The sequence below is a fragment of the Polaribacter sp. 2305UL8-11 genome, from assembly GCF_058147165.1.
Genome location: NZ_JBYVJW010000005.1, coordinates 13623 through 38140 on the forward strand (window position 1 = coordinate 13623; position 24518 = coordinate 38140).

The window sequence follows — 24518 nt, forward strand, 5'->3', positions numbered from 1 at the left end:
TATTATTGAAATTCTGAAGTGAATTCAGAATAAATTATTTTTTTGCATTTAAAATTGAAAAGCCATAGCTTAATCCTACATTAATATTTGAAGAATTCACATTCCCAAAAGGAGACCACATTTGCCCACCAGATATATGTAAAGATAAATTATCGTTTGCATGATAGTTTATACCTACTGTTGGTCTAACTAAAACGCCTTCTCCAGAGTCTACTCTTCCTCCACCAGCAACTCCTGCTGCAGTTTCTAGAAATAAAGAAAAATTATCGTTTAAAAATTTATTTGATTTTATTCCTAGTCCAAAAATTCCGTGAGCATAACCTCCCGATTTTCCTTTATGGGCAAAAGAAGCTTCACCTGCAACATAAAAACGATGATTTATATCGTAGTTAACTTTTAAGGCTATTAATTGCAAATCACTTGGAGGAATTCCAAATTTAGCTACATCAAAATAGTATTGATTTTGAACAGTAAGTTGAAGACCTTGTGTTTTAATTTTTGAAACCTTGGCATCTGTAAAAGGGTCTTTAATACCACCACTTAAACCATAATATTTAAGGCTAAAACCAGCTGTATATGCCTCAAAACTTGCAATACCACCAAGAGCTTTATGATAACCAACATGACCACTTAAACCAAATTTATCAGTAATTTTTACATCTGCACCAATATTTGGGTACATAGTTAGTCCTCCTTCAGGAAAAATTCTTCCTCCAGCTGCACCAATTGCAAATTTTCCGAAAAGATTGATACTATTAGTAAGTTGTAAATTTTTTCCTGCACCAAAAAACAAATCCATAAAACCAGCAGTTAAACCACCATACATTGCATCTACATGAACATAAATAAAAGTATTACTGTTTAAATAACGTTGATATTCAAATCCTAAAACCGATAATGTATGATTTATAGGCTTATATCTTGGAGTTGTACTTGCATCTGTTCTAGAGTTTCCAAAAGGAAAAAAATAATCAAAAGTAACTTGTTGTACACTTCTAACAGCAGGTTTTTCCCAAAACTCATCTTTAGATTTATTATTAACTATAAATGTTTTTTGAGCATCTGCATAAGATCCTGTTCTTAATAAACTTGGTATTTCTATAAAAAAAGACACATTATCATTTCTTTGAATTCCAGTAAAAAAATTTACTTCTCCATATTGTACACCAAAGGCATATCCTTTTTTCTTGTATTGTAAACCTATATTTGGATATAAAATTCCACCACCATTTACTAAAGAGCGATATCCACCACCACCACCAAAATGGATATTTGCATCAAAATATAAGTTTTTGTAAATTTTTTTGTTAATACCCAAATTAACTCCTAAAGTAAATAAGCCACCTTGATCTCCTGTTATTGCAGTATGAAAACCTAAACCAGTATATAGCCAACTATTTAGAGGAATATTATAATTTAAACCAACAAAACCCATTGTAGGTTGTAAAGTATAATTTACTAATTCATCTGGTTGATGTACCAAAATATAATTTAAACGAATAGAATTTTTAATTTCTTTGCCCTTAAGTTCTGATAAATTATACGTCTGAGAAAAACCTTGTAAACTACATATAGCAATAGCTAAAAAAAGTATTTTTTTCATCTTCTTAATTTTTAAATTCACTAGTAAAATGCAACTTTACACTTGGGTATTTACTTTGGGTCATTTGTATGGTAAATGCAGAATCTGCCAAAAATACCAACTGACCTTGTTTGTCTTTTGCTAAATAACGTTGTTTTACTCTTTTAAAGTCTTTAAATTCATCATTTTTAGCATTTTCTGGTTCTACCCAACAGGCTTTATGCACTTGTAAATTTTCATAGGTGCATTTTGCACCATATTCATGTTCTAATCTGTATTGTATAACCTCAAACTGTAAGGCTCCTACTGTACCTATAACTCTTCTTCCATTCATTTCTAAAATAAACAATTGCGCAACTCCTTCATCCATTAATTGGTCTAAACCTTTGTACAATTGTTTAGATTTCATTGGGGCTGCATTGTTTACATACCTAAAATGTTCTGGAGAAAAACTAGGGATTCCTCTAAAATTTAATTGTTCTCCTTCTGTTAGTGTATCACCAATTTTAAAATTACCAGTATCATGAATACCTACAATGTCTCCTGGAAATGATTCGTCTACAATTTCTTTTTTCTCAGCAAAAAAAGCATTTGGACTCGAAAATTTTACTTTTTTACCATTTCTAACATGTAAATAAGGAGAATTTCTTTTAAAGGTACCAGAAACTATTTTAATAAACGCCAATCTATCTCTGTGCTTAGGATCCATATTTGCATGAATTTTAAACACAAAACCTGTCATTTTATTTTCTTTAGAATCTACCAAACGTTCTTCTGCTTTCTTAGGTTGAGGAGAAGGAGCAATTTCTATAAATGCATCTAACAATTCTTTAACACCAAAATTATTTAGAGCAGAACCAAAAAATACAGGTTGCAGTTCTCCCTTTAAATATTCTTCTTGATTAAATGTTGGGTATACTTCTTCTATCAATTCTAATTCTTCACGCAAAGTATCAGCGGCTTTTTCGCCAACAATTTTATCTAGTTCAGGGTTAGATAAGTCATCAAATTCAACACCTTCTGAAACTGTTTGTTTTTTATCCCCAGAAAAAAGATTTAATTTCTTTTCCCAAATGTTATAGATTCCTTTAAAATCATATCCCATACCAATTGGAAAACTCATTGGAGTTACTCGCAAGCCTAATTTTTGTTCTACTTCATCTAATAAATCGAAAGCATCTTTTCCTTCTCTATCTAATTTATTAATAAAAACGAGCATTGGTATGCTTCTCATCCTACAAACTTCTACTAGTTTTTCGGTTTGAGGTTCTACACCTTTTGCAACATCAATTACAACAATAACGCTGTCTACAGCTGTTAAAGTCCTAAAAGTATCTTCTGCAAAATCTTTGTGACCAGGTGTGTCTAAGATGTTTATTTTTTTGTCTTTGTAAATAAAGGCTAATACAGAGGTGGCTACAGAAATTCCACGTTGACGCTCGATTTCCATAAAATCGGAAGTAGCTCCTTTTTTAATTTTATTATTTTTTACAGCACCAGCTTCTTGAATGGCGCCACCAAATAATAATAGTTTTTCTGTTAAAGTGGTTTTACCTGCATCTGGATGCGAAATGATACCAAATGTTCTTCTACGTTTAATTTCCTCTAAAAAGCCCATCTACAAATTTTGAGGTGCAAAGATAGGTTTTAGTTAGAGAATTATCAATCTAAAATTTCTACAGTTATATTTATATCTTCCTGTGGCCATTCATCTACACCAACTTTAACTTTAGATATTTTATCCATTACCTTAAAACCAGAAATTACTTCACCAAAAACAGTGTGTTGGTTGTTTAAATGATGTGCACCATTTCTACTATGTACTATGTAAAATTCAAAAGGATTAGACAGTTTGTTAGGATTGTCTTCCCACTCTCTAGCTGCAGCTAATGCACCATACTTGTGCTTTCTATGTTTTCTAAATTCGGGCTGTATTAGGTAATTACCATACAATCTTCTTTGTTTTTTTGTATAAGTTTCATCAGAATTACCTCCTTGTATCACAAAGTTTTTTGCAACTCTATAAATTTCTGTAGTATTAAAATATTTGATTTTTGTTAAAAAAATAAAATTGGCTCTATGTATGGGAACATCATCATACAAGCGTAATTTTATATTGCCAAATTTAGTTTTAATAATTACTTTATTCTCTTTGTTTGTTTTACCATATTCTGTAAAAAAAGCTTCGACATTGTTCTTATTAAGACTGTCCCAACGTTTTTCTACAATTGGTTTTATTTTTTTCTTTTTTTTGATGCTTATTTTATCATCAGCATCTATTTTCTTTTCTTCTTTACATTGAATAAAGAAAAAAAATAAAATAAATGGTAAAAATTTATAAGTTTTCATGAAAGAAATTTGTTTTGAGATGCGCAAATATAAATCATCATAATAAAAGAATAGAAAAGACTTATGAGTTTTGTATTTATTTTATGATTTATTACTCATTCATTTCACTATTTTTGCAAATATGAAAGAACAAGTTGTTTTAGTTGATGAAAATGATAACCCTGTTGGGTTAATGGAAAAAATAGAAGCTCACGAAAAAGCAGTTTTGCATAGAGCATTTTCTGTCTTTATTTTTAATGAAAAAGGAGAATTAATGTTACAGCAAAGAGCTGCAAGTAAATATCATTCACCTTTACTTTGGACTAATACTTGTTGCTCACATCAAAGAGATGGAGAAAGTAATGTAGAAGCAGGAAGAAGAAGATTGCAGGAAGAAATGGGGTTTGTTACAGAAATAAAAGAGATTTTTTCCTTTATTTATAAAGCACCTTTTGATAATGGCTTAACAGAGCATGAGCTAGACCATGTAATGGTTGGTAGATTTGATGGGAAACCAGTTATAAATAAAAAAGAAGTAGAGAATTATAAATGGATGACTTTAGAGGATGTAAAGTTAGATATTGAAAAAAATCCACAAGAATATACAGCTTGGTTTAAAATTATTTTTGATAAATCTTACGAAAAACTTACAAATGCCTAGAGTAACTGTACATAGAAAAGCACATTTTAATGCTGCTCATAGATTGTATAGAAAAGATTGGACTGATGCAAAAAACTTCGAAGTTTTTAATAAATGTAGCAATCCTAATTTTCATGGACACAATTACGAGTTAATAGTTTCTTTAACAGGAGAAATTGATAAAGAAACAGGATATGTTTATGATTTAGGAATTTTAAAAAACCTAATAAAGACTGAAATTGAAGATTGTTTTGATCATAAAAATCTAAATATTGAAGTGGTAGATTTTAAGAATTTAAACCCAACAGCCGAAAATATTAGTGTGGTTACTTACAATAAATTAAGAAAGCATTTGCCTGATTATTTAGACTTAAAAATAACATTGTACGAGACTCCTAGAAACTTTGTAAGTTATTCAGGAGAGTAGTTTTAGATGATTTTTCACAGACAATTTTTTGTTTTTCTTCTATTGATTTATTTTAGATTGATTTATAATTACATACCATTTCAAAGTTAGTTAATTTAATTTATTCAAGTTTTCAGTGTAAATTTGCTTTTTAAATAATAAATTAATGAGAATAAACCAACTTCTAAAGTTTAAGCCTATTTTAAAAGAGAAAATTTGGGGAGGAGAAAAATTAATAAAAAAATTACATAAAAAATCTGATAAAACAAATATTGGAGAAAGTTGGGAGTTATCTGATGTTGAAGGAGATACATCTATTGTTTTAAATGGAAAACTAAAAGGAAAAAATTTAAAAGAATTAATTACTGAATTTAAATCAGAATTTTTAGGTGAAAAAGTATACAATCAGTTTGGCGAAAAATTTCCACTTCTAATAAAGTTTATAGATGCTAAAAAAGCATTAAGTATTCAACTACATCCTAATGATGATTTGGCCCAAAAAAGACACAATTCTTTTGGAAAAACCGAAATGTGGTATGTATTAGATGCAGATGAAAAAGCAAATTTAATTGTTGGTTTTAAAAAAGAGGTAACCCCAAAAGAATATATCCATCATTTAGAAAATAAAACTTTAACAAATATTTTAAATATTGATGAAGTAAAAAAAGGAGATGTATATTTTATACCTACTGGAAGAGTGCATGCTATTGGAGCAGGAGTGTTATTGGCAGAAATACAGCAAACTTCTGACATTACTTATAGAATTTACGATTGGGACAGACCAAATGCTGATGGTGCTTTTAGAGAATTGCATACAGAACAAGCACTAGATGCTATAGATTATTCAGCAAAGAAATCTTATAAAACTAAATACTCTAAAATTGAAAATCAATCTTCAGAAATTGTTTCATGCCCATATTTTACCACAAACATTTTACCAATTAGAGGTAGTGTAGAAGTCAATCATTCAGAAAAAGACAGTTTTGTAATCTACATGTGTACAGCAGGTAAAGTAGAATTTACTTATCAAAATAAAAGTGAAACGCTTACCTATGGAGAAACCATATTAGTTCCTGCTAATATTAAAAAATTACAAATCTCTTCAGATATTGCATCAGAATTATTAGAAATTTATATAAAGTAAAAAGTTTAGAAATTTTTAAAACTCTAAACTTTTTACTTAAATTATTTTATAAAGGTTTTCTACCTGAAATTAAATTATATAAAATTGTTATGATTGCAATCACTAACAAAATGTGAATTAAACTACCAGTTCCTATTCCAGCTATAACTCCAAAAAATCCTAAAGCCCAAACTATAATACAAATAACTGCTATTAACCATAATATACTTCTCATAATAATAAATTTTTAAGTTCGCTCAAAAGTATATTTTTTTTAAGGTGTAAATTAACACTATCCATTTAAATATTATCTTTGATGCATATTCTAAATAATAATTATGAAAATAATTGCAATGATTCCTGCACGTTATAGTGCATCTCGTTTTCCTGGTAAATTGATGAAAGATTTAGGAGGGAAACCAGTTATTTTAAGAACTTATGAAGCAGCTTTAAGCACTAATTTATTTGATGAAGTTTACATTGTAACTGATTCTGACATCATATTTAAAACTATAGAAAAAGCAGGAGGAAAAGCAATAATGAGTAAAAAAGAACACGAATGTGGTTCTGATAGAATAGCAGAAGCTGTAGAAAATATTAAAGCGGATATTGTAATTAATGTACAAGGAGATGAACCTTTTATTGATAAAATTTCACTTTATAAATTGATTGATGTTTTTAAAAAAGATACTAAAAAAGAAATAGATTTAGCTTCTTTAAAAGTACAAATCACAAATAAAGAAGATATAAAAAATCCAAATAATGTGAAGGTAATTACAGATGTTAATAATTTGGCAATTTACTTTTCTAGGAGTGTAATCCCTTATCATAGAGATAAAGAAGTTGCAGTTAAATATTACAAACATAAAGGTGTTTATGCATTTAGAAAACAAGCATTATTAGACTTTTATAATACACCAATGACGCCTTTAGAAGCTGCAGAAAAAATTGAAGCAATTCGTTACCAAGAAATTGGAAAAAAAATAAAAATGGTAGAAACAAATGTTGAAGCTGTTGGGATTGATACTCCAGAAGATTTAGAAAAAGCAATTCAGTTTTTAAAGTCTTAAATATGAAAAAAATAGGAGATAAGATTAAAGTAATCGCTTTTGATGCAGATGATACTTTATGGGTAAATGAAACTTATTTTAGAGAAGCAGAACATGAATTTGCAAAATTATTAGCAAAATATGAAACTGAAAATAAAATAGATCAAGAGCTTTTTAAAACAGAAATAAAAAACTTAGTTCATTATGGTTATGGAGTTAAAGGCTTTGTTTTGTCTATGGTAGAATGTGCTTTAGAACTATCCAATTATCAAATAAACCAAAAAGTAATTGAAAAAATTTTAAATATTGGTAAAGAAATGTTAGACAAACCAATTGAGTTATTGGGAGGAATAGAGGAGGTACTAAAAACTTTACAAAAAAAATACAAATTAATTGTTGCCACCAAAGGAGATTTGTTAGACCAAGAAAGAAAATTAGAAAAATCTGGCTTATTGCAATATTTTCATCATATAGAAGTAATGAGCGATAAAAAAGTAAAAGATTACAAAAAATTGGTTAAGCATTTAGATATTCATCCATCAGAATTATTAATGATAGGAAACTCGCTAAAATCTGACATTTTACCATTAGTAGAAATTGGTGCATCAGCAATCCATATTCCATTTCATACTACTTGGATTCATGAAGAGGTTACAGATAAAGAATCTAGTAAATCAAAATACTACACATTGTTAAATATAAAAGAAGTTCTATCGTTGTTATAAATTAAATACTTAAATTTGCAGCATTAAATTATAAATAAGTTATGGCAAGTATAAAAAACTTAAAAAAAGATATTAATTACGTTTTAGGTGATGTTATTGAATATGCATTAGATGTTTCTGCATTAAAAAATGAACCTAAAAAAGGAGATGAAATTATTGATGAGGCAATTGATACTTTTGATGCGTTAATAGAAAAAGTAAACGCTAAAAATGTAGAAAATAAAAAAGCACATTATAAAGCAATTAATCAAGAATTAGAAGATAAAGCAAAAGGTTTAGTAGAAAAGATAAATAGCTTATAATTTAACTTTTTTTAAACAAAATTTTATGACCAACATCATTTTTTGATGTTGGTTTTTTTATTATTTTTGGGTAGCTATACTAAACAAGGTTTAGCAAACGTTATATTAATTGTAGAATTTAAATACAAAAAAATGGCTAGAGCAATGTTTGAGTACACCAAAACTGTATTAAAAAAAGTAAGCTTTAATTCAGATTTGTTCTGTAAAGAATTAGAGAAAGCATTAAACAGATTGTTGCCTTACGAAGTAGATGAATTAACAATTTGGCTAAGACAATTTACACTAAACAAACCCGAATTACATTCTTGTTTACGTTTAATACACTCATAAAGTAAAAAAGGAAGCTAACGCTTCCTTTTTTACTTTTTCTGATGTTTTCTTCCACCATATTTTCGCATTAATTTTCTTGCAAACTCTCTTTCTGATAACTGTAATTTTAAAATTTTTTTAAAAGTTAAAACGTTAGAAATTTGCTTTAAAAATGCTTCCTTTTCTTTTAATATATTTTTTTCTATTGCTAATCTAGAGTTTACAAAAGATTTTGCTTCTTGTTCTGTTAAAGCTTCTAAACCACCACTTTTTTTAAGTTTTTTTCTAACTTCTGTTCTTGCTTGGTTTCTTAAAGCATCTAAATTTGTTTCGTGCTTATTGTAAATAGGCCAAAACTTTTGTGCTACATCAGCTGATAAATTTAACTCTTGTGTTAAAAAAGCAGCTTTTAGTGCTTTTATTTTTTCTCTACTTTCTCTTTTTATTTGTGACGATAAATTTAAAGTTACAAATAATGTTAAGATGAATATTGATATATGTCTTTTCATTTTAATTAATTTCGTTTAAAATGTTTGTATTCTCATTATATATAATATAGTTTTCTATTTCAGTATCATTAATACTGGCAAAAGTAAAATCAGAATCTGTTATGTTTTCTATAGGAATAATTGTAGCAATATCTTGGGTAGACATTTCAGCAGAATTTTCTATCAACCAACTTTCGATATCATTTTGTGCAAGACTGTCAAAGTTAAGAGTCTCTTTATTACCCATAAAGTAAGTAGTTCCTATAAATAAAGCAATAGAGGCAGCAATACTGATAGGAATTGCTCTATATATTTTTTGTTTTAAAGTAATAACTTTATTTGGTTTTTTTTCTAACTCTATTTTATTTAAAATAGAGTTTTCTAAAGTATCAAAATAAGAATCTGGTGTAGAAAAAGATTTCTTTTTTGGAAATTGTTCTTCAATCAAAAAGCTAGATACTTGTTCTTCTAGATTATCAAAATAGTTTTTAGGAGTAGAAAACCCAGTTTTTTTTCTTAAAACCGAATTTAAATAAATTTCGCTATTTTTATTTTTATTTTCCATATTACTTTTTAGACCTTCTTACATTAAAAAGGTTTAATCTGTTTTGATTTTAATATAGTGTTCTATTTTCTTAACTGCATGAAAATAAGATGCTTTCAATGCACCAACAGAGGTTTCTAATATCTCAGAAATTTCGTCATATTTCAACTCATCAAAATATTTCATATTAAAAACCAACTGTTGCTTTGTGGGTAAAGTAGCAATGGCTTTTTGTAAAACAAGCTGAATTTCATCACCCGTAAAAAAATCATCACTTGCTAAATTAGAGGCTAATTCTTGTTGGTAATCAGTAATATCAACATTTCTTTGCTTTGCTCTTTTATTAATAAATGTGATAGATTCGTTTGTTGCAATTCTATACATCCAAGAAAACAATTTACTTTCTTGATTAAATTTATCGATGTTTTTAAAAATTTTGATAAAAGTATTTTGCAAAACATCATCTGCATCATCATGAGAAATCACAATTTTACGAATGTGCCAATACAAGCGTTCTTTATAGAGCTTAATTAACTCTCTAAACGCTTTTTCTTTTGTTTGACTATTTTTTAATTGTTCTATTAAAAGAGTTTCTTCTACCAACTATATAGTGTATAGACTTAAGACTATAAAGATTTAAAAAGGTTTAATTTACTTTTTTTACTCTAGATCTAGAATAGCCAAATAATCTTTTTTGTTTTATGATTTCTGGAATTCCTTCTGGTAGCATTTCTTCCCAACCACTTTCTCCATTAATAATCATTTTTAAAACTTTACGAGAGAAAATGTCTAAAATACCTTTGTCAAAGTCATCAATATTTACAAGTTTTCCGTTGTTTTTGAAGAATTTATATAATTCTTTCATTCTAGGATGCACTTTTAGGTTTTCGCTTGTAATATATTCGTTAGAAGCTTGGTCATGATATGGGTACATATAAACCTTAAGGTCTCTGTAAAATAGTTTACCAAAAGCTTCCAGAATTCCACCACTTAAATTACGGTAATATTTTTCATCAAATATTTGAATTAAATTCTGAACTCCCATAGTAAGTCCCATTCTTTCTTTTGTAAATTCGCTAAAGTATTCTACTAATTTAAAGTACTGTTGAAAACTAGTAATCATTACATTTTGTCCTAAAGAACATAATAGTTCTGCTCTGTCTAAGAAATCTCGTTCATTAATTTTACCTTCTGCAGAAAGATTACTTAAGGTAATTTCAAAAATAACTTGAGTTTTACTTTCTTCAACTTTATTTTCTTCTAAAAATAGTTTTTTAGACTTTTCATACATATCCATATTAACCATGGTAACAGGTCTAAAACTACCACGTAAAGCTAAAATGTTTTTCTTGTATAGAACTTGAGCAGGTAATAAGTTATTTCCATCAGGACCAAACATCACTGCATTTGTCATACCATTTTTAAGTAATTGCAAACTCATTAAACGATTGTCTACATACATAAATCGTGGTCCAGAGAAATTAATCATATCAATTTCTAATTGGTCATTACTTAAATTATCGTAAAAAGACTTTACCAAATCTTTAGGATTATCATTTAAATAGAAAGCACCGTAAATTAAATTTACTCCTAATACACCTAACGTTTCTTGTTGTAAACGTGCATCTGTTTCTTTAAAACGCAAGTGCAAAACAATTTCATTATAACCTTCTAAAGGATCTAACTGAAAGCGAATACCAACCCAACCATGACCTTTAAATTTTTTAGCAAAATCTATAGTGGTTACTGTATTTGCATACGTAAAAAATAATTTATCTGGATGTTTTTCTCTGCTTAAACGATCTTCCATTAAGTCAATTTCATGACTTAACATTTTCTTTAAACGAGGTTGTGTTACATAACGTTTGTCTTCTTCTATACCATAAATGGCGTCAGAAAAATCTTTATCGTAAGCACTCATGGCTTTTGCAATAGTTCCAGAAGCAGCTCCAGACCTAAAAAAATTACGAGCAGTTTCTTGACCTGCACCAATTTCTGCAAACGTCCCGTAAATATCTGTATTTAAATTAATTCTTAGTGCTTTACTTTTAGTAGTTGGTACACTACTAATTTCTTGATCTCCTTTTAAAGAAATTGCCATATACTATTTTTAAGTTTTAAACAAATGTACTAAAATAGAGCGCTATCAGTCAATTTTTATGCTATTTTTGTTTGGATGAATTTTACCAAAAAACTGTTAAAAATAACTTTTTTAGGAACAGGAACTTCACAAGGTATTCCTATGATTGCGAGTAATGATCCTGTTTGTCTCTCAGAAAACCCTAAAGACAAGCGTTTGCGTTCTTCTGTTTTAATTTCTTGGGATGATGTTGCTTATACAATAGATTGTGGCTTGGATTTTAGACAGCAAATGCTAAGAGAAAACGTACAGTCTTTAGATGGTGTTTTTTTTACACACGAACATGCAGATCATATTGGTGGTATAGATGATTTACGCCCTTTTTGTTATCAAAAAGGAGAGCTGCCTATTTACTTAAATGAAAGAACACTACAAAGTTTAGAAAAACGGTTTGAATATATTTTTAATCCAAAATTTAAATATCCTGGAGCACCAACTGTTAAACCTACCATTATTTATAAAAGCAAATTTGAAGTAGCTGGTTTACAAGTAATACCATTAGAAGTTTTTCATGGTAAATTATCTATTACAGCTTATAGATTTCAAGATTTTGCGTATTTAACAGATGTAAAATTTGTAGAAACATCAGAAAAAGAAAAATTAAAAAATTTAGATGTTTTAGTAGTTGATGCTTTAAGAATTGCAGAACATCCAACACATTTTAACTTACAAGAAGCTTTAGATTTTGTAAAAGAAATAAAACCTAAAAAAGCCTATTTTACGCATATTAGTCATAAACTTGGTTTTCATGAAGAAATTTCTAAACAACTTCCAGAAAATGTTTTTTTAGCTTACGATGGCTTAAAAATTGAGGTTTAGATTTTTATAGTTTGTTTTTTAGTGTATATTTGTTTGTAAGCCTATAAATTTAAGGCTTTTTTAACTAGACCAAAATTAATACAATTACAACATAATCAACTTAGAATAAATGGCAGATAATAAAGAAAACAAAAAAGCTGTAGCAGACACTCAAAAAGAAATTGACAGAATTGCAGCAGTAAGAGAGCTCATCTTTGGTGAAAATATGAAAGAATACAACAGCGAGTTTGCTGATGTGTATAACAAAATTCAGTCATTAAAAGATGCTACAAATAAAAATTTACATGAGGCTGTAACTAACTTAGAAAATAAATTAGCTGATTTAGAGAGTTTGATGGATCATAAATTTCAAGATTTAAATGACGATTTAGACAAGAGATTAGCAGATTTAGATGATGAAAAAGCAGATAGAAGAAAACTAGGAAAAGCTTTAGAGAAAATTGCAATGATGTTGCAAGAATAGATGAAAAAAACGCCTGTAGATAACACAAAAGACAATCGTTTTGAGTTGCTCAGAGAACTTTTATTATCAGAAGACAGAGAAAAATTTCAAGCTTTAAGTGAAGAGATTATACAAAAGGAAAAATTTTCTAAAAAAGTAGATCCTCTTGTTGATGAAAAAATCTTAGATCTTCGCGAAAAATTTCCAGAATATTTTGGAGATACCATCACAGAAACTATAAAAGTTCAAATTAGAGACTCTCAAGATGAAGTTGTAGAAGCCTTGTACCCAATTATGGGTAAGTTGGTTAAGAAGGCTATTGTTAGTGAAATAACTAAATTAACAGAAAGTATTAATAAAACCGTACAAGAAAAATTTTCTGTTCAACAAATTTTAAAACGCTTTTTTAAAGGAAAAAAGAACGATGCAGATGTTGTTTTACAAGAAGTTTTTGAACCCATTATAGAAGAAGTTTTTGTGATTGAAAAAGATTCAGGATTACTTTCTGGTAGTTATTCTAGAGGTAATATAGCAGATAAAGACATGGTTTCTGGTATGTTAACAGCCATAAAATCTTTTGCTGAAGACGCATTTTCTAAAGAAGGGCAAGATTTAGAAGATATTAAATTCGAAACCTTTCAACTTTCCATTCAAAACTTTAAAAGCATTTATATTGCTATTGCCTGTTCAGGTGTTTTAAATACAACTTTTAAAGAAGATTTATCTGATAGAATCAATAATATGGCCGAAATTATTTTAAGAGATCGTTCTTATTTATCTGATGAAGAACGTTTAAATACTCTTATATTTCAGCAATTAATGGAAGAGTAAAAAATCAATCAAAATTTATGATTGCAAAAAAAGTACTGCTTGTTGGTAATTTTGGAGTTGGTAAAACATCACTCATTAGAAGATTTGTTCTCAACGAATTTTCCGAAGATTATATTAGCACAATTGGAGTTAGAGTAAGTAAAAAAGTGGTGGAATATGAAAATGAAACCATTAAATTAATGATTTGGGATGTAGCTGGTACAAGTGGAAACGAAAAAATACCCAAAGCTTATTTTTTAGGAGCAGATGCTGCTATGTTTGTTTTTGATGTGAGCAGAGAAGAAACCTATTTAGCTATTAATGAAAACCTACAAATGGTTAAAGATTTATCTGGTTTAGAAAAAATTACCATTGTTGGAAACAAAAAAGACTTACTTACAGAAATAGAACTTAAAAATGTAATTGAGCAAGTTTCTGTAGATATCGATTTGATTACCAGTGCAAAAGAAAATGACAATGTAGAAAATGCTTTTTTGCAATTAACGGCCCAAACTTTAAAATAATATTTTTTTGATACCTGCCCAAATTAAAGATGTTTTTATACAATTAACTACTGATTACTCAGGAGTTATCTTAAATATTGATGCAGGTAAGTTTTTAGAAAAAGAATTTCATCTACAAGAGGCTATTTACTCAATTTGCCCTTTTTTAGAAGGTACTTTAGAGGCTTTAAAATTAAAGGAATCTTACCTTTTAGAAGGTATGTTAATCGTTTCTGATAACAATGAATATAATGTAGATGTAGAGTTGTTTAAATTTGATAATTCTATTGATGTTTTAATACATAATAGAACAAATGTTTACAAAATTGTAGATCAACTCAACCAAAATAGAAACGATATTTTCTTTATAAAAAGAGAGATTGAAGAGAAAAATATAGAACTAGATAGATTAAAAAAAGTTGCAGACAAAGCAAACCAAGAAAAGTCACTATTTTTAGCGATGATGAGTCATGAAATTAGAAATCCGCTAAACTCGATTCTAGGATATGCAGAATTAATTTCTTCAGAAAACTTAAATGATATTGTAAGTCAGCATATTAAAAATTTATCATCAGCAGGAAAAAACTTAAAAGTCATTGTAGATGATATTTTAGATTTATCAAGAATTGAGGCAGGAAAGTTACAATTGGTTGCTGAGCAAATATCCGTTAAAGAAATCATTAAAAAATGCGAGAATGATTTTAAACATCAACAAAAAAATGAACACGTAAAATTGTTATTCGAAGTCTCTGATAAAGTACCAGAATTTTTATTGGGAGACAGTGTTAGAGTTTATCAAATTCTATCAAATTTAGTAAGTAATGCAATTAAATTTACAGAAAAAGGAACTGTAAAAACACTCGCAAAAGTTGTTTCTGAAAATCATCAGGAAGTAAGAATTTTATTCAGTATTGCAGATTCAGGAAGAGGGATGTCTGAAATACAAACTACCAAAATTTTTGAAGAATATGAGCAAAACCAATTAAATGACAGTCGTTTAAAAGGAGGTGCAGGTTTAGGTCTAGCAATTGTAAATAGACTTGTAAATGCAATGGATGGTAAAATTTCTGTTGAAAGTAAGTTAAATACTGGAACTACTTTTTTTGTTGAAATTCCGTTTAAAAAAGACCTAAATTCAAAAGAAAAACCTCAAAATTATCATTTAGAGAAAACTAAGATTAATTTAAAAGGGAAAAAAGTTTTAGTTGCTGATGATGATTTGTTGAATCAAACAATTGTTCATCATTTTTTAGCCAAAGAAAATGCAGAAATCACTCTTGCAAAAGATGGGTTACAAGCATTAGATCATATAAAAAAATCTTTTTTTGATATTATTTTATTAGATATTAATATGCCAAATATGACAGGTGAGGAGCTGATAATGGAAAAAGATGTTTTACAAAAACTAAATAAAGAGACTCCAATTTTAGCATTAACAGCAAATACAACAGAAGAAGATATTAACAGGTACTTAAGTTTAGGTTTTGCTGGGGTAATTTCGAAACCTTTTACTTCTGAAGAGTTTTTGAAAAAAATAAGTGCTGTTATGTAATTACCTTTTCAAAAGCCAAACGTTTTGCATTATAACTTGTGTGAATAATGCCACAATATTGGTAGCCTAATTTTTTGATTAAACTTTGCATTCCATGATTATCTTCGTGCGTATCAATCTTTAAACTTTGAATGTTTTGTTTTTTTAATTTTTGATGAATTTCATCAAAAATAAATTTAGCAATTCCTTGTTTTCTATGATTTGCACTGGTAGCTAATCTATGAATAACTCCATAAGTTTTTTCATTTTCATTAATTATCCATTCTCCACCTATAATTTTTTTATAAGTAGGTTCTTTTCTTGTTGTAAACATGGTTGTTCCAATAATTTCATTATTGTTTATTACAACATAACTTTCTCCGTTTTTAATATCGTTTTTTACCTGTTCAGTATTTGGATATCCATTTTGCCATTGATTAATACCTAGTGATTTTAACAATGCTTTTGCATCATCTATTATTGTCATAATACTTGGTATATCATCTAGAGTAGAAAGTCTAATTTTCAAAGTTTATATAAATTAAAAAGCCACGAATTCACAAATATAAAAATTCGAGGATTCGTGGCTTAAATTTTATTATTTATTTTATGCAGTAACTTCTTCTTTTTTAATTTTACTTTTTATAGAAAAATCTACAATTTCTTGATTATTTAAAATATCTTGAATGGTTTGTCTTTTTCTAATTAAGTAATCTTTTCCATTAACTACCATAACTTCTGCTGGCAAATAGCGAGAATTATAATTAGATGCCATAGAGAAACAATATGCTCCAGCATTGTGGAAACATAAAATATCTTCTTCAGAAATTTCAGAAATTCTTCTGTTAGAACCAAACGTATCTGTTTCACAAATATATCCTACCACAGAGTAATAACGATCTCTTCCTTCTGGATTTGAGATGTTTGTAATATGATGGTAAGAATCGTACATCATAGGTCTAACCAAATGATTAAAACCAGAATCTACATGTGCAAAAACAGTAGAAGTTGTTTGTTTTACAACATTAACTTTTGCTAAAAATACACCAGCTTCAGAAACTAAAAATTTACCAGGTTCAAACATTAAAGTAATATCTTTTCCATACTCAACACAAAATTCATTAAATCTTTCTGAGAGTTGCAAACCTAATTGCTCTATATCTGTAGAAATATCTCCTTCTTTATAAGGTACTTTAAATCCGCTTCCAAAATCAATAAAATCGATATTATCAAATTGTTTGGCAACATCAAACAAGATTTCTGTAGCACGTAAAAAAGTGTCAATATCTAAAATATCAGAACCTGTGTGCATGTGAATTCCGTTAATATTCATACCTGTATTTTCTACAACACGTTTAATATGAGGAACTTGGTGAATTGAAATCCCAAATTTAGAATCGATATGACCTACAGATATTTTTGAGTTTCCACCAGCCATAATGTGTGGATTGATACGAATACAAACTGGAATTTCTGGATGTTTTTGCCCAAATAATTCTAAAATAGAAAGATTATCAATATTAATTTGTACTCCTAATTTTGCCACTTCTTCAATTTCAGTTAAAGAAACTCCATTGGGTGTAAATATTATTTTTTTGGGATCAATTCCTGTAGTCAAACACAATTGTACTTCTTGAATAGAAACTGTATCTAAACCAGCACCTAAATTCTTGAAAAACTTTAAAATATTAATATTTGAAAGCGCTTTTACAGCATAGTTTAATTTTAAGTTTTTAACGTTGCTAAATGCATTTGTTAATCTGTTGTATTGAGATTCTATTTTATCAGTATCATAAACATATAAAGGACTTCCGTACTTGTTTGCCAATTCTAAAAGTTGTGTTCTTTCCACGATTATTTATTTTATATCTGGTTCAAAAGTAACTATTTTGTTGAATAATTTATGATTTGTTTAAAAATATAACATATTGTTTTTTTTTGTTGTAAATACTGAATTTTCCTGCAGGGTTTTGATAACCCTGTAGGTATTATTATGCTAAAAGATTTTTTAGTTATACCTACAAGGTATTTGAGACCTTGCAGGAAAGAGTAAAATTTCGTTGAAATCCTGTTGATAACTAATTCAAAGAGTCATTTTATTTTTATAGGGTTAATACTATATTAGCAAGTACTTCAAACCTAATCACAGTAAGGATTTTTATGAGTCAAGAAACAAAATATACAGAAGATAATATTAGATCATTAGACTGGAAAGAGCATATTAGAATGCGTCCAGGAATGTACATTGGTAAATTAGGTGATGGGTCTTCTGCAGATGATGGAATTTACATTTTAGTAAAAGAAGTGTTAGACAATTCTATTGATGAATATGTGATGGGTGCAGGAAAAACCATCGAAATTTCTATTCATGGCAATAAAGTTACGGTTCGTGATTATGGACGTGGAATCCCTTTAGGAAAAGTAGTTGACGTAGTTTCTAAAATGAATACTGGTGGGAAATATGATTCGAAAGCCTTTAAAAAATCGGTGGGTTTAAATGGAGTAGGTACAAAAGCAGTAAATGCTTTATCTTCTTATTTTAGAGTAGAATCTTCTCGAGAAGGAAAATCTGCTTCAGCAGAATTTAGTCAAGGAAACTTAACAGATCAAGAATTTTTAGAAGAAACTTCTCGAAGAAAAGGAACCAAAGTTCAGTTTATTCCAGATGAAAACATTTTTAAGAAATACAAGTTCAGAAATGAATATGTAGCAAAAATGTTGAAAAATTACGTGTATTTAAACCCTGGTTTAACCATTATTTTTAATGGAGAAAAGTATTTTTCAGAAAATGGTTTAAAAGATTTATTGGAAGACAACAACAATCAAGATGATATGTTGTATCCAATCATTCATTTAAAAGGAGATGATATAGAAGTAGCAATTACACATAGTAAAACACAATATTCAGAAGAATACCATTCTTTTGTAAACGGACAACACACCACACAAGGAGGAACACATCAAGCAGCATTTAGAGAAGCTATTGTAAAAACAGTTAGAGAGTTTTATGGTAAAAATTTTGAAGCTTCTGATGTACGTAAATCTATTATTTCTGCAATTGCCATCAAAGTAATGGAACCTGTTTTTGAAAGTCAGACAAAAACAAAATTAGGTTCTACAGAAATGGGTGGAGATTTACCAACTGTAAGAACTTATATCAACGATTTTGTAAAAACAAAACTGGATAATTATCTGCATAGAAATACGGAGGTTGCAGACAAACTTCAGAAAAAGATTGTACAAGCAGAAAAAGAACGTAAAGAACTTTCTGGAATTCGAAAATTAGCCAGAGATAGAGCAAAAAAAGCAAGTTTGCACAACAAAAAATTGCGCGATTGTAGAATTCATTTAGGGGATACAAAAAAAGAAGCACATTTAGAAACAACCTTATTTATTACAGAGGGAGATTCTGCTTCTGGTTCTATCACAAAATCAAGAAACGTAAATACACAAGCTGTTTTTAGTTTAAAAGGAAAACCTTTAAATTCTTACGGATTAAGCAAAAAAATTGTGTATGAAAATGAAGAGTTCAATCTTTTACAAGCTGCATTAAACATAGAAGATGGCTTAGAAGACCTAAGGTATAATAATATTGTAATTGCAACAGATGCAGATGTAGATGGTATGCACATTCGTTTATTATTAATTACATTCTTCTTACAATTTTTCCCAGAATTAATTAAAGAAGGACATCTATATATTTTAGAAACTCCGTTGTTTAGAGTAAGAAATAAAAAAGAAACGATTTATTGTTATTCTGAAGAGGAAAAACGAGAAGCGATAGAAAAATTAAGAGGAAAACCAGAAATAACTCGATTTAAAGGTTTGGGTGAGATTTCACCAAATGAATTTGTACATTTTATTGGTGATGATATTCGTTTAGACCCTGTAATGTTAGACAAGGAAATGTCTATAGAACAAATGTTGGAATTTTATATGGGTAAAAACACACCTGATAGACAGAAGTTTATCATCGAAAATTTAAAAGTTGAATTGGATTATGTAGAAGAGGAAGTTTAAATGAAAAAACTGAATAGAAATATTTCTTTAATGGTATTATTTATTCTGTTTTTGTTATTTTTTTCAATTGATTTTAGTGATTTAGAAAATAGAACTAATTTTAGTTCTTATATAGGAATTATTGGCTTGACAGCTTTTATTCTTATAAAGTTTAAAAAAAATAGTAAATAAAAATTTAAGGCGCTAAATTGATTCCTTAAATCTAAAATTAACTTGAGGTATAAAATTTCTGCCTCAAGATTGCAAAGACCTCACAGGTTTTTAAAACCTGTGAGGTTTGGGAACTAAAGATTGGAGGTCATAAATTGTGATTTCCAATTCAAAAAAGAAAGAACAAAAATTAGGTATAAAAAAGGTAAAGGAAAAAGCAAATAGTTAGTATATATGCCTGCGTTAGGGATTGAAGTGGAAATCCTTTTTTTATTTGAGGCGCTATTGCGAGGAACGAAGCAATCTCTTTATAAATTAGAAATTGCCACAGAAAGAGAAAAAACTTTCTTTGCAATGACAGTCATAAAAAAAGATTGCATCGTAAAGCCCGACCTTGGTCTTGAACGCCTTCAGGATAAAGGAACGCCCAAATAAACAATTACACAATTAAACGATTAAACGTTTTTTTTAGATGAGTGAAGAAATAAACGAAAACGAGGAATTAAATACAAATCAAGAAAATCAATCAGAGAATCTTGAGAATCAATCAGATGCTGTAGAAACCATAACCAAAGTTACAGGAATGTACAAAGAATGGTTTTTAGACTATGCTTCGTATGTAATTTTAGAAAGAGCAGTGCCATCTTTAGAGGATGGTTTAAAACCTGTTCAGCGTAGAATTATGCATTCTATGAAAGATTTAGATGATGGTCGTTACAATAAAGTAGCGAATATTGTTGGGCATACCATGCAATACCATCCACATGGAGATGCTTCTATTGCTGATGCAATGGTGCAAATTGGTCAGAAAGAACTGCTAATTGATATGCAAGGAAACTGGGGTAATATCTTAACAGGAGATAGAGCTGCAGCATCAAGATATATTGAGGCACGATTGTCTAAATTCGCTTTGGATGTTGTTTTTAACCCGAAAACTACAGAATGGAAATTGTCTTATGATGGTCGTAGAAAAGAACCTATAGATTTACCTGTAAAATTTCCATTATTGTTAGCTCAAGGAGCAGAAGGAATTGCAGTTGGGTTATCTACCAAAATATTACCTCACAATTTTGTGGAGTTGATAGATGCTTCTGTAAAATATTTAAAAGGAAGAAGTTTTAAAATTGTCCCAGATTTTTTAACAGGTGGTATCGCAGATTTCACCAATTATAATGATGGAAAACGTGGAGGAAAAGTACGAGTTCGTGCTAAAATTTCTCAATTAGATAAAAAGACGTTGGTAATTAATGAAATTCCGTTTTCTACCACAACTTCGTCTTTAATTGATAGTATTTTAAAAGCGAACGATAAAGGGAAGATTAAGATAAAAAAGATTGAAGATAATACAGCTGCAGAAGTAGAAATTGTAGTGCATTTGCCACCCAATGTTTCTCCAGATAAAAGTATTGATGCGTTGTATGCATTTACCAATTGCGAAACTTCGATATCACCTTTATGTTGCACGATAGAGAATAACAAACCTGTCTTTTTAGGAGTTTCGGAATTGTTAAAACATTCTACAGACTTAACAGTAGAATTGCTGAAAAGAGAATTAGAAATCCAGTTAAATGAGTTAGAAGAACAATGGCATTTTTCATCTTTAGAACGTATTTTTATAGAAAACAGAATTTATAGAGATATTGAGGAAGAAGAAACTTGGGAAGGTGTAATTGCTGCGATTGACAAAGGTTTGCAACCACATATTAAACACTTAAAAAGAGCTATTACAGAAGAAGATATTGTACGTTTAACAGAAATTCGAATCAAGAAAATATCAAAATTTGATATAGACAAAGCCAAACAATATATAGAAAGTTTAGAAGACAAAATAGCAGGTGTAAAACATCATTTAGACAACTTAATTGCGTATGCAATCGACTATTTTAAAAACCTAAAAGAAAAATATGGAAAAGGAAAAGAACGTAAAACAGAAATTAGAATTTTTGATGATATTGTAGCATCAAAAGTTGCTATGAACAACGCAAAACTTTACGTAAATAGGGCAGAAGGTTTTATTGGAACTTCTTTAAAAAGAGATGAATTTGTTTGCGATTGTTCTGATATTGATGACATCATCATTTTTAGAAAAGATGGTAAAATGATGGTGACAAAAGTCGATGCTAAAATTTTTGTAGGCAAAGACATCATTCATGTTGCTGTCTTTAAAAAGAAAGATAAAAGAACTGTTTATAATTTTATGTACAAAGACGGAGCAAAAGGCGCAAGTTATATGAAACGCTTTAATGTGACATCTGTTACCAGAGACAAAGAATACGATTTAACCAATGGTAGTAAGGGTTCTAAAGTGTTGTATTTTACTGCAAATCCTAATGGAGAAGCAGAAGTGGTAACCATTAATTTACGTGCAGTAGGAAGCATAAAAAAATTAAAATGGGATATCGATTTTGCAGATTTAGCAGTAAAAGGTAGAGGAGTTCGTGGAAATACCATTACAAAATACACCATTAAATCTGTCGATTTTAAATCAGAAGGAGTTTCTACCTTAAAACCGCGTAAAATTTGGTTTGATGATGCAGTACAACGTTTAAATGTAGATGAAAGAGGAGAATTATTAGGCGAATTTAAAGCGGAAGATAAATTATTAATTGTTACACAAAGTGGAAAAGCAAAAGCAGTTAAACCAGATGTAACTATGCATTTTGATGATGATATGATTGTATTGGAAAAATGGAAACCAAACAAACCAATTTCCGCAATTTATTTTGATGGAGAAAAAGAACGCTATTATGTAAAACGTTTCTTAATAGAAACTCCAGAAAAAGAAGAACTCTTTATTTCTGAACATCCAAAAAGTCAGCTAGAAATTGTAGCTACAGATTATAGACCTGTTGCAGAAATTCAATTTTCTAAAAGAAGTTTGGAAAATCAAGAAGTAAATTTTGAAGAGTTTATTGCAGTTAAAGGAATAAAAGCACTTGGCAACCAATTAACTACAGAAAAAATTAAGAACGTAAACTTGTTAGATTCTTTACCTTATGAAGAGCCAGAATCACCAACATCAGAAGAAATGGAAGTTGTGGATGAAGAAATAGTCAATGATAAATTACCTATTGATGTTCCAGTTGTAGAAAAACCACCTGTTTTAGATACTTCTGAAAAAGAAGATAAAAAACAAGCACTGTTAAAAAAAGCCATACAAAAGAAAAAGGGAAATACAGACGATGATACTCAACAGAAGTTGTTTTAAATAATAATTGTATATTTAGTTTATCTTTTTTCGGGGGAAAATTTAGATGAAACAAATATTTATATTTATTACATTTTTAGTTTGTAATGGCTTGTTATTTTCTCAAGCCAAAATTACTTATACGCAAGATTTAGCTAACACTTTTACTAAAGAAACAATAGTAAATGCAAATTTTAAAGAATTTAACAGCCCAATAAATAATGGGTTTAAAAACGGAGTGTATTGGTTTAAAATACAATCAACATCAAAAAATGGGTCTTATACCATACAAATACCCAATTATCATATTGTTGATGTTACTGCCTATCAACAACAACAACAAATAATTTTCCAAGAAAAACATGAACGATTTGTTACATATAAAATTAAAAATAATGATGTAGTTTATGTTAAGGTAAATGCAACAAAAGAGGCATTTATACCAATTAAAATATACACTTTAAATGAGTTTGAATTTAAAGAGAAAAAGAATTTTTTGTTTGTTGGTTTTTACTATGGTTTTGCATTTATAATTATTCTAATAAATAGTTTTTACTTCATTAACTTTAAAGAAACTACGTTTATATATTATGCCTTATTTTTATTTACCATAAGTTTTGGATTGTTTATAAGTGATGGAATCTTAAGATTCTTTCAATTCACAGAACAAATAATTGATGTTTTACAAATAGTAGACCATTGTTTGGTGGCATTGTTTTCTGTATTATTTGCTAATAGTTTTTTACAAGTCTCACAATACTATACAAAATCTAAATATATAAGTTATGCTTTTGTAATACTTGTAGCCAGTTTTGGAATAACATATTTACTAACAAATTACTTTTTATTTTATGTAATTATGGAGAGTCTGGTTTTCTTGACTTTTATATACCTCTGGTCTTTAGGGGTGTCACTTTTAAAGAAAAATGTATTTATAAGAATATTTGTTATTGCTTATGCTTTTATATTAATTTTAGGAATCTTCTTTTACATAACAAAACTCTATGGTTTGCTAAAAATATCAGCAATACAGCTTAAAATTGGAGGTTTTTTTGAAATGGTTTTACTATCATTTGCAGTAATTTATAGGATGAAAATTTTGCAAGACGAAAATATTTTAATGAGGAATGAAATTACCAACTATGCAACTCAAATTGCATCCTTATCAGAAGAATTAGAAAAAAACAAACAAGGTGAAAGCAATTATTTTACTAAGTTTGATTTATCAGAAAGAGAACAAGAAATTTTTACATTTTTAAGCCAAGGTAAAAGCAATAAAGAAATTGCTGAAGCATTACATATTTCTATAAACACAGTAAAATATCATATTAAAAAGATATATAGTAAATTAGACATAAAAAGTAGAGAAGAAGCCAAACAAATGGTTTTGAAATAATCTAATTTATTGTAAATAAATTAC

26 protein-coding genes are annotated in these 24518 nt (G+C 28.7%); 16 read left to right on the forward strand and 10 right to left on the reverse strand.

The window, feature by feature from the left end; all coding sequences use genetic code 11:
• Positions 1-34: 34 nt before the first annotated feature.
• From ACY2RW_RS05720 to ACY2RW_RS05730, 3 genes are read right to left on the reverse strand one after another with little or no spacing between them, the layout of a single operon-like run.
• Positions 35-1603 (reverse strand): hypothetical protein, encoded by a 1569-nt coding sequence (locus tag ACY2RW_RS05720; protein WP_490121744.1) that lies wholly within the window; start codon positions 1601-1603, stop codon positions 35-37.
• Between the two features lie 4 nt (positions 1604-1607).
• Positions 1608-3200 (reverse strand): peptide chain release factor 3, encoded by a 1593-nt coding sequence (locus ACY2RW_RS05725; protein ID WP_490121745.1) that lies wholly within the window; start codon positions 3198-3200, stop codon positions 1608-1610.
• 44 nt (positions 3201-3244) lie between these two features.
• Entirely contained in the window at positions 3245-3931 is a 687-nt protein-coding gene (locus tag ACY2RW_RS05730) for a peptidylprolyl isomerase (RefSeq protein ID WP_490121746.1), read from the reverse strand.
• A gap of 121 nt (positions 3932-4052) precedes the next feature.
• On the opposite strand from ACY2RW_RS05730, the gene idi reads away from it, so the two are divergent.
• The 3 genes from idi (at position 4053) to ACY2RW_RS05745 (ending at position 6100) form a co-directional block, all read left to right on the forward strand.
• The gene (gene idi / locus ACY2RW_RS05735; protein WP_490121747.1) at positions 4053-4571 is read left to right on the forward strand and encodes an isopentenyl-diphosphate Delta-isomerase; all 519 of its coding nucleotides are present in this window, start codon (positions 4053-4055) and stop codon (positions 4569-4571) included.
• Positions 4564-4977 (forward strand): 6-pyruvoyl trahydropterin synthase family protein, encoded by a 414-nt coding sequence (locus ACY2RW_RS05740; RefSeq protein WP_490121748.1) that lies wholly within the window; start codon positions 4564-4566, stop codon positions 4975-4977. The genes idi and ACY2RW_RS05740 overlap by 8 nt, the downstream gene beginning before the upstream one ends.
• Before the next feature lie 145 nt (positions 4978-5122).
• Positions 5123-6100, forward strand: coding sequence for a type I phosphomannose isomerase catalytic subunit (locus ACY2RW_RS05745; protein ID WP_490121749.1), 978 nt, complete (start codon positions 5123-5125; stop codon positions 6098-6100).
• A gap of 46 nt (positions 6101-6146) precedes the next feature.
• On the opposite strand, the gene ACY2RW_RS05750 is transcribed toward ACY2RW_RS05745, so the two are convergent.
• Positions 6147-6314 carry a lmo0937 family membrane protein gene (locus ACY2RW_RS05750; protein ID WP_490121750.1) on the reverse strand — a complete coding sequence of 56 codons (168 nt, stop codon included), beginning with the start codon at positions 6312-6314 and terminating at the stop codon, positions 6147-6149.
• A 103-nt stretch (positions 6315-6417) separates the two neighbouring features.
• Here ACY2RW_RS05750 and kdsB point away from each other — a divergent pair, with 103 nt between their 5' ends.
• The 4 genes from kdsB to ACY2RW_RS05770 all read left to right on the forward strand — a co-directional run bounded on the left by kdsB (position 6418) and on the right by ACY2RW_RS05770 (position 8485).
• The gene (gene kdsB, locus ACY2RW_RS05755; protein ID WP_490121751.1) at positions 6418-7149 is read left to right on the forward strand and encodes a 3-deoxy-manno-octulosonate cytidylyltransferase; all 732 of its coding nucleotides are present in this window, start codon (positions 6418-6420) and stop codon (positions 7147-7149) included.
• 2 nt (positions 7150-7151) lie between these two features.
• Positions 7152-7853 carry an HAD family hydrolase gene (locus ACY2RW_RS05760; RefSeq protein ID WP_490121752.1) on the forward strand — a complete coding sequence of 234 codons (702 nt, stop codon included), beginning with the start codon at positions 7152-7154 and terminating at the stop codon, positions 7851-7853.
• 41 nt (positions 7854-7894) lie between these two features.
• Entirely contained in the window at positions 7895-8155 is a 261-nt protein-coding gene (locus tag ACY2RW_RS05765) for a hypothetical protein (RefSeq protein ID WP_490121753.1), read from the forward strand.
• Positions 8156-8287: 132 nt separating this feature from the next.
• Positions 8288-8485 (forward strand): hypothetical protein, encoded by a 198-nt coding sequence (locus ACY2RW_RS05770; protein WP_490121949.1) that lies wholly within the window; start codon positions 8288-8290, stop codon positions 8483-8485.
• A 29-nt stretch (positions 8486-8514) separates the two neighbouring features.
• Here the strand turns inward: ACY2RW_RS05770 and ACY2RW_RS05775 are convergent, their stop codons facing one another.
• From ACY2RW_RS05775 to ACY2RW_RS05790, 4 genes are read right to left on the reverse strand one after another with little or no spacing between them, the layout of a single operon-like run.
• On the reverse strand, positions 8515-8973 hold the full coding sequence (locus ACY2RW_RS05775; protein ID WP_490121754.1) for a hypothetical protein: 459 nt from the start codon (positions 8971-8973) through the stop codon (positions 8515-8517).
• A 1-nt stretch (position 8974) separates the two neighbouring features.
• Positions 8975-9517, reverse strand: coding sequence for a hypothetical protein (locus ACY2RW_RS05780; RefSeq protein WP_490121755.1), 543 nt, complete (start codon positions 9515-9517; stop codon positions 8975-8977).
• A 33-nt stretch (positions 9518-9550) separates the two neighbouring features.
• Positions 9551-10099, reverse strand: a complete 549-nt coding sequence (locus ACY2RW_RS05785) for an RNA polymerase sigma factor (RefSeq protein ID WP_490121756.1) — start codon at positions 10097-10099, stop codon at positions 9551-9553.
• Between the two features lie 43 nt (positions 10100-10142).
• Positions 10143-11597: a TonB-dependent receptor gene (locus tag ACY2RW_RS05790; protein ID WP_490121757.1), complete on the reverse strand. Its 1455-nt coding sequence runs from the start codon at positions 11595-11597 to the stop codon at positions 10143-10145.
• 75 nt (positions 11598-11672) lie between these two features.
• Here ACY2RW_RS05790 and ACY2RW_RS05795 point away from each other — a divergent pair, with 75 nt between their 5' ends.
• The 5 genes from ACY2RW_RS05795 (at position 11673) to ACY2RW_RS05815 (ending at position 15762) form a co-directional block, all read left to right on the forward strand.
• On the forward strand, positions 11673-12455 hold the full coding sequence (locus ACY2RW_RS05795; RefSeq protein WP_490121758.1) for an MBL fold metallo-hydrolase: 783 nt from the start codon (positions 11673-11675) through the stop codon (positions 12453-12455).
• A gap of 109 nt (positions 12456-12564) precedes the next feature.
• Positions 12565-12918, forward strand: a complete 354-nt coding sequence (locus ACY2RW_RS05800) for a hypothetical protein (RefSeq protein ID WP_490121759.1) — start codon at positions 12565-12567, stop codon at positions 12916-12918.
• The gene (locus ACY2RW_RS05805; RefSeq protein ID WP_490121760.1) at positions 12919-13728 is read left to right on the forward strand and encodes a cell envelope biogenesis protein OmpA; all 810 of its coding nucleotides are present in this window, start codon (positions 12919-12921) and stop codon (positions 13726-13728) included.
• Positions 13729-13745: 17 nt separating this feature from the next.
• A complete protein-coding gene (locus ACY2RW_RS05810) occupies positions 13746-14231 on the forward strand; it encodes a Rab family GTPase (protein ID WP_490121761.1) in 486 nt (161 codons plus the stop codon).
• A gap of 7 nt (positions 14232-14238) precedes the next feature.
• Complete coding sequence (locus ACY2RW_RS05815; RefSeq protein WP_490121762.1) at positions 14239-15762, forward strand: ATP-binding response regulator; 1524 nt, start codon at positions 14239-14241, stop codon at positions 15760-15762.
• On the opposite strand, the gene ACY2RW_RS05820 is transcribed toward ACY2RW_RS05815, so the two are convergent.
• Both ACY2RW_RS05820 and lysA read right to left on the reverse strand, forming a co-directional pair.
• Entirely contained in the window at positions 15755-16270 is a 516-nt protein-coding gene (locus ACY2RW_RS05820) for a GNAT family N-acetyltransferase (RefSeq protein ID WP_490121763.1), read from the reverse strand. The genes ACY2RW_RS05815 and ACY2RW_RS05820 overlap by 8 nt on opposite strands.
• A gap of 78 nt (positions 16271-16348) precedes the next feature.
• Positions 16349-17593: a diaminopimelate decarboxylase gene (gene lysA / locus ACY2RW_RS05825; RefSeq protein WP_490121764.1), complete on the reverse strand. Its 1245-nt coding sequence runs from the start codon at positions 17591-17593 to the stop codon at positions 16349-16351.
• 308 nt (positions 17594-17901) lie between these two features.
• Here lysA and ACY2RW_RS05830 point away from each other — a divergent pair, with 308 nt between their 5' ends.
• The 4 genes from ACY2RW_RS05830 (at position 17902) to ACY2RW_RS05845 (ending at position 24494) form a co-directional block, all read left to right on the forward strand.
• The gene (locus tag ACY2RW_RS05830; protein ID WP_490121765.1) at positions 17902-19761 is read left to right on the forward strand and encodes a DNA topoisomerase IV subunit B; all 1860 of its coding nucleotides are present in this window, start codon (positions 17902-17904) and stop codon (positions 19759-19761) included.
• A 384-nt stretch (positions 19762-20145) separates the two neighbouring features.
• Positions 20146-20346 carry a hypothetical protein gene (locus ACY2RW_RS05835; RefSeq protein WP_490121766.1) on the forward strand — a complete coding sequence of 67 codons (201 nt, stop codon included), beginning with the start codon at positions 20146-20148 and terminating at the stop codon, positions 20344-20346.
• 37 nt (positions 20347-20383) lie between these two features.
• Positions 20384-23119, forward strand: coding sequence for a DNA gyrase/topoisomerase IV subunit A (locus tag ACY2RW_RS05840; protein WP_490121767.1), 2736 nt, complete (start codon positions 20384-20386; stop codon positions 23117-23119).
• Positions 23120-23165: 46 nt separating this feature from the next.
• Positions 23166-24494: a LuxR C-terminal-related transcriptional regulator gene (locus tag ACY2RW_RS05845; protein ID WP_490121768.1), complete on the forward strand. Its 1329-nt coding sequence runs from the start codon at positions 23166-23168 to the stop codon at positions 24492-24494.
• Positions 24495-24518: the final 24 nt, after the last annotated feature.

Coding starts and splice junctions, on each gene's coding strand:
- ACY2RW_RS05720 (WP_490121744.1), bottom strand. CDS start 1,603: ATGAAAAAAATACTTTTTTTAGCTATTGCTATATGTAGTTTACAAGGT.
- ACY2RW_RS05725 (WP_490121745.1), bottom strand. CDS start 3,200: ATGGGCTTTTTAGAGGAAATTAAACGTAGAAGAACATTTGGTATCATT.
- ACY2RW_RS05730 (WP_490121746.1), bottom strand. CDS start 3,931: ATGAAAACTTATAAATTTTTACCATTTATTTTATTTTTTTTCTTTATT.
- idi (WP_490121747.1), top strand. CDS start 4,053: ATGAAAGAACAAGTTGTTTTAGTTGATGAAAATGATAACCCTGTTGGG.
- ACY2RW_RS05740 (WP_490121748.1), top strand. CDS start 4,564: ATGCCTAGAGTAACTGTACATAGAAAAGCACATTTTAATGCTGCTCAT.
- ACY2RW_RS05745 (WP_490121749.1), top strand. CDS start 5,123: ATGAGAATAAACCAACTTCTAAAGTTTAAGCCTATTTTAAAAGAGAAA.
- ACY2RW_RS05750 (WP_490121750.1), bottom strand. CDS start 6,314: ATGAGAAGTATATTATGGTTAATAGCAGTTATTTGTATTATAGTTTGG.
- kdsB (WP_490121751.1), top strand. CDS start 6,418: ATGAAAATAATTGCAATGATTCCTGCACGTTATAGTGCATCTCGTTTT.
- ACY2RW_RS05760 (WP_490121752.1), top strand. CDS start 7,152: ATGAAAAAAATAGGAGATAAGATTAAAGTAATCGCTTTTGATGCAGAT.
- ACY2RW_RS05765 (WP_490121753.1), top strand. CDS start 7,895: ATGGCAAGTATAAAAAACTTAAAAAAAGATATTAATTACGTTTTAGGT.
- ACY2RW_RS05770 (WP_490121949.1), top strand. CDS start 8,288: ATGGCTAGAGCAATGTTTGAGTACACCAAAACTGTATTAAAAAAAGTA.
- ACY2RW_RS05775 (WP_490121754.1), bottom strand. CDS start 8,973: ATGAAAAGACATATATCAATATTCATCTTAACATTATTTGTAACTTTA.
- ACY2RW_RS05780 (WP_490121755.1), bottom strand. CDS start 9,517: ATGGAAAATAAAAATAAAAATAGCGAAATTTATTTAAATTCGGTTTTA.
- ACY2RW_RS05790 (WP_490121757.1), bottom strand. CDS start 11,597: ATGGCAATTTCTTTAAAAGGAGATCAAGAAATTAGTAGTGTACCAACT.
- ACY2RW_RS05795 (WP_490121758.1), top strand. CDS start 11,673: ATGAATTTTACCAAAAAACTGTTAAAAATAACTTTTTTAGGAACAGGA.
- ACY2RW_RS05800 (WP_490121759.1), top strand. CDS start 12,565: ATGGCAGATAATAAAGAAAACAAAAAAGCTGTAGCAGACACTCAAAAA.
- ACY2RW_RS05805 (WP_490121760.1), top strand. CDS start 12,919: ATGAAAAAAACGCCTGTAGATAACACAAAAGACAATCGTTTTGAGTTG.
- ACY2RW_RS05810 (WP_490121761.1), top strand. CDS start 13,746: ATGATTGCAAAAAAAGTACTGCTTGTTGGTAATTTTGGAGTTGGTAAA.
- ACY2RW_RS05830 (WP_490121765.1), top strand. CDS start 17,902: ATGAGTCAAGAAACAAAATATACAGAAGATAATATTAGATCATTAGAC.
- ACY2RW_RS05835 (WP_490121766.1), top strand. CDS start 20,146: ATGCCTGCGTTAGGGATTGAAGTGGAAATCCTTTTTTTATTTGAGGCG.
- ACY2RW_RS05840 (WP_490121767.1), top strand. CDS start 20,384: ATGAGTGAAGAAATAAACGAAAACGAGGAATTAAATACAAATCAAGAA.
- ACY2RW_RS05845 (WP_490121768.1), top strand. CDS start 23,166: ATGAAACAAATATTTATATTTATTACATTTTTAGTTTGTAATGGCTTG.